Raw genomic sequence first — 8676 nt, forward strand, 5'->3', positions numbered from 1 at the left:
TTAAGTTTCAGTTTTCGCAAACTTGGACTGAACACTAAAAACTGTCCCGATAGTTATCGGGAACTGATTACTTTTTTAAATTGTTTCCGCCAAATCCAACGCTTTATTCAACGCTAATAATTTATTGTATACCTCTTGCATTTCACTTTCTTCATCAGAACTAGCTACAATTCCGGCACCGGCTTGAGAGTGTAACTGGTGGTTTTTACTCAAAAAAGTTCGAATCATAATGGCATGGTTAAAATTACCTTCAAAATCCATAAAACCGATGGCTCCTCCATAAAAATTACGATTTGTTTTTTCGTAATCTTCTATCAATTGCATCGCTCTGTGTTTGGGAGCTCCGCTCAATGTCCCTGCTGGAAAAGTGTCGGCAACCACTTGCATCGTCGAGGCTTTTTCGTGTAAAATTCCTGTTACCTTAGAAACCAAATGGATAACATGGGAGAAAAACTGAACTTCTCTGTATTTTTCCACATTTACGTCATGACCGTTTCGGCTTAAATCATTTCGAGCCAAATCAACCAACATCACGTGTTCGCTATTTTCTTTTTTGTCTTCCGATAATTTTTTGGCAAGAACGGCATCTTTTTCATCATCGCCAGTTCGTTTGAAAGTTCCAGCAATAGGATGAATCTCCGCTTTACGGTTTTTGACAATAATTTGGGCTTCGGGTGAAGAACCAAATATTTTGAAATCGCCGTAATCAAAAAAGAATAGGTAAGGAGAAGGGTTGATGCTTCTTAAGGCTCTATAAACATTAAACTCATCACCTTTGAATCCTTGAGTAAATCTTCTGGATAAAACCAATTGAAACACATCGCCACGGAAACAATGTTTTTTGGCCAACGCCACATTTTGTTTGAACTCTTCATCCGTTAGATTCGAATAGCCTTCACCTTCCTTTGAGAATTTATACGAAGCAATATTTCTGGATTGTAATAACTGTTCGATTTCGGCGATGTTGTTTTTTCCGTCAAGACTATGACAGAAAATATACGCTTCGTTTTTGAAGTGGTTAATGGCTATGATGTTTTGGTACACCGCATAATACACATCGGGAATCGAATTGGAGTTTTCTTTTTTGGCAATGGTCACTTTTTCAAAATAACGAACGGCGTCATAAGAAATGTATCCAAATAAGCCATTGTTGATGAATTTAAAATCATTTTTATCCGATTGGAATTGCCCCGAAAATTCTTGAATGATTTCGGGAATATTGGTGTTTGCATCAATGGCAATTGTCTCCGAATTCCCGTCAGGAAAAGTTTTATAAATGGTCTCGTTTTCAATTTTTATAGAAGCTATAGGATTGCAACAGATATAAGAAAAGCTGTTGTCGCTTCCATGATAATCGCTACTTTCTAATAACAAGCTGTTTGGAAATTTATCTCTAATTTTAAAATAAACGCTTACAGGTGTTATCGTATCGGCTAGGATTTGTTTGTACTTGGTTTGTAGTTTATAGGTCTTCATAATTGTTGTTTCCTTTTAATTCCCCTCTTTTGGAAAGCCTGTCCCGTTCTTAAAACGGGAGGTGCCCAAAGGGCGGGGTGGTTTTTTTTCGTTATATTTAAAAAAATGAAATAAAAAAAAAGGCCTGTCGTGATGACAAGCCTTTTATATTTATAGTTCAAATAATACTATAGGAGCTTAGTTCACGACGACTGACGTAAATTATTCCACCACCAAGTATTGTTTGTTATAGTTTTCATATTCTGTTTTTCTTGGTTACAAATATATAAATGATATTTGGTTTGGCAAAATCAAAAAAAATAAAAAAAAGATGAATTTCGTGCTTTTTTGTTAAATTTCAAGGATTAATATACTAGAACTACGTCTAACTCGAAATCATCGTATATCGTTTTATCTCCCAAATCATCAAAATAACTTCCCGAACCATATTTAATATCATATTTGGTTCGGTTCACAGTTAATGAGGCAGTGGCTTTATTTCCGGTAACAACCAAATCAAATTGTATGGAGCTTGTAATTCCTTTAATGGTCAAATCAGCATTGATTAAATAAGTATTGTTCCCTTTAGTAGCAATACTTTTGAAAACTAAAGTCGTTGTAGAGAAATTATCGACACTAAAAAAATCTTCTGATTTTAAATGCCCTTCTAATTTTAATTTGGAACTGCCAGTTTGATCGGTATTCGATAAGGACTTCATGTTTACCGTAAAATTTCCTCCGGTTACTTTTTTGTCTTTGAAAACAAGATAACCTTCTTTGAAGAGAACTGTACCACTATGTTGTCCTGTAATTTTTTTCCCTGTCCAATTAACAATACTTTTTGAAGGATCGATTTTATACGTTTGGGCTATTCCTTTATTAAATGAAAAAAGAACCAGAAGAGCGATGCTAATTAATTTTAGGTTTTTCATATTTTTTTAATTTAGGTTAATAGATATTAAGTAAAATTAATTCCATTTTGTTGAAAGTGTGGAATGAAATTGTTTTGAATTGTAAGGTTGTTATCTTATGTTCAGGGTTTTAAGCGATGTATAAAGTTAGTTTAAAATTTTATATTTCAATTCGTTTCCATAAAATAATTTGCAACTTAGATTCTAAATTTATTAAAAATGGCTATTTTATTGAATATTAGTAATAGTAGTTTTTTTTTTAGGGAAAGCAACAAACCAAAAAAACGGACTGTTTAAACCGTCCGTTTGGTATAATAAATGGATTTATGATTTAATAAGTACTTGTTACTACTGTGCTTATTTTTTTTCTAAAATCGGGAGATTTTTTAACATCTGATTGTATGAATAATTCGGCATTATTGAGTTTTGAAAATTCTAATGAAAAAGTATCACTATTGTACCAACTTATTAAATCAGGATTATTAATAGCTGTTTCGCTTAGAACCACTCCGTTGCATCTGTTTATTTGTAATCCCAGAATATTGATTTTAGCTAAGTTTATCGGATTTGCCCCTATTTTGTTTTCGAGTAAAACACAAGAACTAAAACCGTCAACAATACTATTGTTTAAACTAAAATAACTTTTTTCTTTAATGTAAATTGCTTCTCTCACCAATCCTTGATTGTTGTCTTCGGTGTTTACTAGAGTGATGTTATTGGCTATTATCTTGGTTAATTTTTTAGATACATCAGCGTTCTCAATTTTGTCATAAGAGTCAATTTCAAAACAACGGGAACCTGATATGTCCGAAGAATAAGGATTCCTGATGGCAATACTATTGGCAATATTACATTGAACACCTTGAGTAAAATCAAAGTCATCATCAGTTGCCCGGTATGAAATTAAATTATTAAAATTCACATCACCTCCGTAACATTCAAAAGAATCATCATTAGAAAAACTAATCTGGATAAATTCAAGTTTAGTGCTTTTTCCTACTCCAGCCAGCGATAATCCGTTTAGTTCTTTAAGGGCATTTATTTTTCTGCCTGCATATTCGATACGAACATATTTTAAAATTCCCGAATTGTTATTTGGGTCTTGACCTCCATAGTAACTAACGGCAGGATCAAAATTGAAATCCAAATAACCCACTCCTCCAATTTTGTTTATAGGTGCTTCTCCAAGAATTACAATTCCGCCCCAATCTCCGGGTCTCCTTTCCGAAATGTTATTGTTTGAAGTAAAAACGATTGGGTCTGTAGCCGAACCCTCTGCTATAATTTTTGAACCTTTGGTTATCACAAGTGTGCCGCAGGTTTCTTTATCTCCCCGTATTACTGTACCTGGCTCAATTGTTAAAACGGCATTGTTGGTTACATACACTATACCAACGAGGCGATAGGTGTTGCCTTTTGTAAGTTTAAGATTTGCGCTTATGGTACCAGTTAATAATTGAGTGGCATCATCGTAATCTGTAGTTGATGGCTTGAAATTTGTCCAATTACTGAACCAATTATTCTCTCCGGTTATCCCTTTTATTTGTTGTGCATTAAGAGTTGTAAATATAGAAAGACTGATAATTGCAACTAATACTATTTTTTTCATAACGATAATGATTGTAGGTTATTTAAGCTACTCTTTTTGGGCTCTTTAGTTTTTTTTCAAAAGTACTATTAGAATGTTTGGGGTGTATTTTCTGAATATTATCTATTTGTAACTTTTGAGTTAAGGATGTAAAATCGCTACTGTGTGAAAAAGAAGGTGGAGGAGATTGTTATGAGGGTAAAAAAAATGCTCTTGTTTGACACAAAAGCATAAGGTTGTTAGTAGTGTCGATTGTTGCCATAAAAAAAAAGCACCCTCAACAATAATGCTGAGGGTGCTTTCTATAAATAGTTCTAAAATTAGACTTTCAAGTTCACTGTTAACTCAAAATCATCATAGATTGTTTTGTCTGCTAAACCTTCAAAGAAGAAATTACATTGTCAGATATGTTGTAAATTCAGTAAACCGATATCGTTAAAACTCAAAAATAATTCATATTTTAGCTAAAATTATTTGAATTGAAACATTTATATATACTTATAGGATTTTTTATTTTTTTTTGCGAATCTATTATTTCACAAAATATTGATAGTTTGAAACTACAATATCAAGTAAATTCTGAACCTAATAAAAAGGTGCGTTTGCTTATTCAAATAGGACATGCATTAGAGAAAAAAGACTTAGATTCTTCTATATTTTATTATAAAAAAGCGTTAACCTTCCAAAAAAAAATGTCTGATACCCTTTTGGCTAGAGTGTATTCAAGTATGGGTACAGCTAATCTCCTTAAAGGCAATATTGATATTTGCCTTGACAATCAGATAAAAGCACTTAAAATTTACGAAAATCACCCCTCAAATCCAGATGTTTTAAAAGTTTACAATAGCATTGCATTAGTTTATTTTTATCAAGGAGATTTTGAAAAAGCACTTATTAACTTTAATCATGTAAAAAGCTTATTGGATAAAAATATTTTAACCGATTCCCTTAAAGTCAATCAAATTAAAGGAAAATTGCTTAATAATATTGGTATTATTTATGATAATAAAAGCCAGTTGGATCTTGCTCTTGAATATTTTATGCAGGCATCAACACATAGCAAAAAGGCAAATGATAGTGAAAACCTTTCTTCAGTATATTCCAATATGGGACTCATATATCTTAAAGGAAAGCGTTACGAACTTGCCGAAGCTATTTTTACAGAAGCTCTTACTATACGAAAAAAAGAGAACAATATATATGGATTATGTAAATCTAATTAACACTTAGGAAAGCTTTATAAAGAAAAAGGGGAACTAAATAAATCACAAGAATATTTGCTTAATAGTCTCGAATACTGTCAACAAGCTAATTCGTCTTCTGCAAGGGCATCTGTTTTGGAAGAACTTAGCCTGGTATTGGCTAGAAAAGGAGATTACAAACAAGCCTACCAATATCAGGTTGCCTATAAGTCATTAAGCGACAGTCTTTTTAATAAAGAAAACCAACAAAGAATTACCCAGACCGAAATGCAGTATAACTTTGATAAAGAAAGTCAAACTGCAAAAGCAGCACAAAACCAAAGAGAACTGGTTTACTTGATTATTGCAATTGTTTTGATTCTTGTAATCATAATTGTTATCACAATGTACAGGTTTCAGGAAACGAAGGCTAAAATCCAACAATTGTTAAAAGAAAAAGCAGAATTGAACAATAAAGAATTTTCTCTGAGAGAAAACACTTTGAAAAGAGATTTGGAATTTAAAAATAAGGAGCTAACCACCAATATAATGTATTTGCTAAAAAAGAATGAATTCATTATTGAAATTTCCAACCGGTTAATGACATTGAAAAAACAATTGAAAAAAGAGGACCAGGAAATTACCCAAAAAATAATAGTGGATATTAAAAACGCTCAAGATGACGATGTTTGGAAAGAATTTGAAGTTCGCTTTAATCAGGTGTATAACGATTTTTATGAGCGTTTAAAGAGTAAATATCCCGATTTAACACTTAATGAGAAAAGAATCTGTGCCTTTTTAAGATTAAATATGACCACCAAAGAAATTTGTGCACTTACACGTCAATCGTATAACAGTCTTAATGTTGCAAGAGCAAGGCTAAGAAAAAAACTTAACATTCAAAATGAAGAAATTAATTTGGTGACTTTTCTGGAAAATATATAGATTCTTTTAAGAAATCATAAAAAATGCCTAAGTTAAAAAACAGAAGGGTTTTACTTTTTAATTAAAGTAGAACCCTTTTCTAATTCAAAGTGAAGTATACTTAGAGTATTGATCTCCAATTTTGGTTTGACATTGACCCTTTTTTATTGTTTGACTCAAGACCAAATTGACCAATATTAAATCAGTGTCTATTTAGGAATCATTTTTATACCGATATAAAGATCCACCTTAAAAAGGTATATAGATTTATAAAAAAAGTATTTTGGTAAAAAAAGAAATGGTTAAATCTGAACCTATAAATTAACATTTTCATCCATTTGATAAAAAATGTTAATTTATTACCAATAATACATTTTCGAACTTTTTAAATTATTGCTGTTTTTCTGTTTGAATAGTTGTTTTTTTGGGATTATATTGAGAATTCAATTAATATTTTTTAAGCTAGAATCTTACTCCAAAAAAAATATTCATTAAATAAGCAAATTGACACTTGTTTCTGTTCACTTTTTAGTTCCTTTTAAGTCAAAAATAATATTGTCTAAATAGTTTATATACAATTACATACATCTCTTTGTTATATTAATGTAATGGTCTCTTATTATGTGTTATATAAAATGTAACTGTTTTTTGAATCATAGCTATTTGGTTTATCCATATCATTGCTACAAACATTTAATGCGTTGCTCTTTTAAAAAATATTTATAACCATTTAAAATTTCAAGATTAAGGAATTTAAGGTTTAAATATAACTATTGACAAGTGCTTTAAATTATTAATTAACCAAATACAATTTTTATGACAAATTATTACAAGAAAGGAAATCGATTACTATGGTTTTTGTTTTTTTTGCTTTGGTCTGTTTTTTCATTTAGTCAGCATGCTACATTTAAAAAGGGGGTTAAACAAGGTTCTGTAAAAGTTAAATTTTCAGGGCAATTAACTCAAACTTTAAGAAAAATGAGCGTGTCTAAAGGAGATAAACTTTTGACAGGAATTCAAGCTTTTGATAAAGTTTCTGCAAAGGTTGGGGCAAAGAAAATGCAAAGGTTATTTCCAGAAAACCCTAATCCGAGATTAGAAGCAAAGTTGCGAAAACACAAATTAGATTTGTGGTATGTTGTAGATATAGACATAAATCAAAACCCTCAAGAGGTAGTTCTTCAATATAAGGGCATTGCTGATATACAAATAGCTGAAACAGAAAAAGAAAAAGTACTATCAGATTATAGTTTTGAAAAAATTAATCTTGAGAATTCTTCTAAAGTAACCTCAGCTTCTTATTTCAATGATCCTAGTTTGGGTGATCAGTGGCATTATAATAATACAGGACAAACTGGATATACAGATGGTTCCGACATCAATTTATTTAAAGCATGGGATGTTGTTAAAGGGAATCCAAATATAATCGTTTCGATACACGATGAAGGAGTAGACATAGAGCATCCAGATTTAAAGGATAATATTTGGACAAATCAAGCTGAACTTAATGGAATTCCAGGAGTGGATGATGATGGAAATGGATATAAAGATGACATCCATGGTTGGAATTTTGATACAAATAGTGGAAATATTGACCCTCAATCTCATGGAACCCATGTAGCTGGTACAATAGCTGCAGTCAACAACAATGGAATAGGTGTTTGTGGTGTTGCTGGTGGGAGTGGTAATAATGATGGTTCTAAAGTAATGTCACTTCAATGTTTAGGTGGCGGTGGTTTTGAACGAAGTTATATTTTTGCAGCAGACAATGGTGCTGTGATTTCTCAAAATAGTTGGGGATATACAAGCCCAGGAAATTTTGACGAATCTGTAAAAGATGCTATTAACTATTTTGTTGCCGAAGCAGGAGATTATCCGAATAGCCCAATGAAAGGTGGAATTGTAATATTTGCTGCAGGAAACAGTAACTCTGATTCAGATTGGTATCCTGGACATTATGAAAATACGTTGTCTGTAAGCTCAATTGGACCTAACTGGATAAAAGCAAGTTATTCTAATTATGGTACATGGGTAGATATTGCAGCGCCAGGAGGAGAGACATCTCTAGGGGCAAAAAATGGTGTTTTAAGTACATTGCCAAAATCCCAATATGGTTTCTATCAAGGAACATCTATGGCTTGTCCTCATGTTTCTGGTATTGCGGCACTTGCTTTGGCAAATCGTAAAAGTCAATTAACACCCGAACTTCTCAGAAGTAAACTTTTAACAGGAGTAGTTGATATTGATATTCACAACCCAGAATATGTTGGGAAACTAGGTTCAGGTCTTATAGATACTTTTTTAGCCATTCAAAATAATGAGGGTCTTGCACCAATTGCCATTAAAGATGTAACGTTAACTGGAATTGCACAAGAATTTGCAAATTTAACGTGGACTGTTCCAACTGATGCAGATGATACAAAACCTGTTGATTATCGTATTTATTATAGTACTTCGCCAATAACAAGTAATAATCTTTCGGCTGCATCTTTTGATATTATTAAAAGTTCAGCATTGCCAGGAACAATGCTTTCGCATACCGTCAGGCTGTGAAAAAACCTATTTTCCCCATTAAAACCTCCCAATTATTCTATTCTACAGTTCAAATAAAGCCTTT

6 protein-coding genes are annotated in these 8676 nt (G+C 32.0%); 3 read left to right on the top strand and 3 right to left on the bottom strand.

Features of this window, described 5'->3' with window-relative positions; all coding sequences use genetic code 11:
• Nucleotides 1-75: 75 nt before the first annotated feature.
• From DB891_RS04115 to DB891_RS04125, 3 genes are all read right to left on the bottom strand, one after another.
• Complete coding sequence (locus DB891_RS04115; RefSeq protein ID WP_116760873.1) at nt 76-1476, bottom strand: anthranilate synthase component I family protein; 1401 nt, start codon at nt 1474-1476, stop codon at nt 76-78.
• 344 nt (nt 1477-1820) lie between these two features.
• Nucleotides 1821-2387, bottom strand: coding sequence for a YceI family protein (locus tag DB891_RS04120; protein WP_116760874.1), 567 nt, complete (start codon nt 2385-2387; stop codon nt 1821-1823).
• 310 nt (nt 2388-2697) lie between these two features.
• A complete protein-coding gene (locus tag DB891_RS04125) occupies nt 2698-3975 on the bottom strand; it encodes a hypothetical protein (RefSeq protein ID WP_116760876.1) in 1278 nt (425 codons plus the stop codon).
• A gap of 458 nt (nt 3976-4433) precedes the next feature.
• Between DB891_RS04125 and DB891_RS04130 the strand changes: the two genes are divergently transcribed.
• The 3 genes from DB891_RS04130 (at nt 4434) to DB891_RS04140 (ending at nt 8612) form a co-directional block, all read left to right on the top strand.
• Nucleotides 4434-5177 (top strand): tetratricopeptide repeat protein, encoded by a 744-nt coding sequence (locus tag DB891_RS04130; protein ID WP_116760878.1) that lies wholly within the window; start codon nt 4434-4436, stop codon nt 5175-5177.
• Nucleotides 5178-5231: 54 nt separating this feature from the next.
• Nucleotides 5232-6080 carry a helix-turn-helix transcriptional regulator gene (locus tag DB891_RS04135; protein WP_124019488.1) on the top strand — a complete coding sequence of 283 codons (849 nt, stop codon included), beginning with the start codon at nt 5232-5234 and terminating at the stop codon, nt 6078-6080.
• A gap of 795 nt (nt 6081-6875) precedes the next feature.
• Nucleotides 6876-8612: a S8 family serine peptidase gene (locus tag DB891_RS04140; RefSeq protein WP_116760882.1), complete on the top strand. Its 1737-nt coding sequence runs from the start codon at nt 6876-6878 to the stop codon at nt 8610-8612.
• The last annotated feature ends 64 nt before the right edge of the window (nt 8613-8676 follow it).

It is taken from the genome of Flavobacterium laiguense, assembly GCF_003097655.1.
Lineage (GTDB): Bacteria > Bacteroidota > Bacteroidia > Flavobacteriales > Flavobacteriaceae > Flavobacterium > Flavobacterium laiguense.

Bases quoted from the DNA above. Each gene is read 5' to 3' on its own strand.
- DB891_RS04140 (WP_116760882.1), top strand. From the start codon at position 6,876: ATGACAAATTATTACAAGAAAGGAAATCGATTACTATGGTTTTTGTTT.
- DB891_RS04125 (WP_116760876.1), bottom strand. From the start codon at position 3,975: ATGAAAAAAATAGTATTAGTTGCAATTATCAGTCTTTCTATATTTACA.
- DB891_RS04120 (WP_116760874.1), bottom strand. From the start codon at position 2,387: ATGAAAAACCTAAAATTAATTAGCATCGCTCTTCTGGTTCTTTTTTCA.
- DB891_RS04115 (WP_116760873.1), bottom strand. From the start codon at position 1,476: ATGAAGACCTATAAACTACAAACCAAGTACAAACAAATCCTAGCCGAT.